Below are 1,387 nucleotides of genomic sequence, written 5' to 3' on the forward strand. Positions count from 1 at the left end.
TATGGTGCTACAAGATGTCAAGACAGTTATTTTAAAATCTTAAGGTGTGAAAAGATGCACAAGGTTTGTTCTATCATTCTGTTGCCTCCGCTTGGGAAAGCAATAGTACTGGAAGTTTTGGGACTAAGGCATCCCGCATAGCGATGTCCGCTGGTGGAGGACAAAGCCCAAGCGAAGGCGCGGGAGCCCCTGGTTATTCACTTGTGGATGGAAGCAAAACAGCCCGGGTGTATACCGCCTCAGGTGTATGGTTATGAAGCGATTGATGCGGCAGATACCGATTGTGCAAGTGAATGTAGCGTTCAATCCCTTGCCTCGTTTCTCTGGGGCTCTGGTAATCCTGAAGATAGATTTCATTGTACTTCAGACTACGCCAGAAGCGCTCAATAGCAATGTTATCCGTCGCGCGGCCCTTGCCGTCCATGCTGATCAGCACCTCGTGTTCCTTGAGCAGCTCAATGTACTTGGGGCTGGTAAAATGGCTGCCTTGATCGCTGTTGACGATGTGGGGGCGGCGAAGCGACAATGTTCGTTTCATCGTCTCCAGCACAAATCCAATCTCCAGCGTTTGATCCAGCTGCCAGTCGATGATGTACCGAGAATACCAGTCGATGACGGCAAACAGATACATCCACCCTTGCTTCATCCGGATATAGGTAATGTCAATTGACCATACCTGATCCGGCTCCGTAATGTTTATCTTGCGCAGCAAATAGGGATAGATCCGGTGCTGCAGGTCTCGTTTGCTCAGATTCGGGCCGGGATAGATGGTCATGATCCCCATCTCTCGCATATAGCGCCGAACGGTGTTTTTGTGAATCTGATCGCCTTCCCGATTCATAATCGCAGCAATCTTTCTGTACCCCAGAAACGGGTGCTCGGTGTACAGTTCATCGATCCGGTGCTTGAGGTGTATCTCCTCCGGGGAGGGAGGCACCGGTTGGTAGTAAAGGGAGCTTCGATTCAGGCTGAGGAGTTCGGCTTGCAGGGCAATGGCCAACTCGCGACCCTGCCAGTCCAGAAGCGCGATACGTTCTTCACGTGACCAATTAGAGGCCAGATTTTTTTTTGATCCACGACAATTGCGTGGTGAGTTTCCCCACCTCAGCGTAGAGTTCGTCGATTTGCTGTTCGTATTCCTGTTTCATTTTTGTGATGCCTTTTCGATCATCCACGAACAATTGCGACAGGTTTTGAACCGCTTCGCTTTTCCACCTGGTGAGGACATTCGCATGAATGCCATGCTCAGCCGCCAGCTGGGAGACCGACTTTTCTTCCTTCAATATTTCCAGCACTAGACGCGCTTTTTCTTCGGGAGTGAACTTCCTTCTTGTAGGTTTCATACAACTAAGATACTCCTTTTTCGCTGTCTAGTTTCTATGTAGCA

1 protein-coding gene is annotated in these 1,387 nt (G+C 49.7%); it reads right to left on the bottom strand.

Going from position 1 to position 1,387, the window contains the following annotated elements; genetic code table 11:
• Positions 1–193 precede the first annotated feature (193 nt).
• A protein-coding gene (locus PSHG_RS25890; protein WP_148497863.1) for an IS3 family transposase occupies positions 194–1,343 on the bottom strand; the annotation gives its coding sequence in 2 pieces (ribosomal slippage) (positions 194–1,070 and positions 1,069–1,343; 1,152 coding nt in all).
• Positions 1,344–1,387 lie beyond the last annotated feature (44 nt).

Origin of the sequence: Paenibacillus senegalensis JC66 (genome assembly GCF_000285515.1) — a bacterium.
In the GTDB taxonomy this organism is placed as follows: Bacteria; Bacillota; Bacilli; order Paenibacillales; family NBRC-103111; genus Paenibacillus_L; species Paenibacillus_L senegalensis.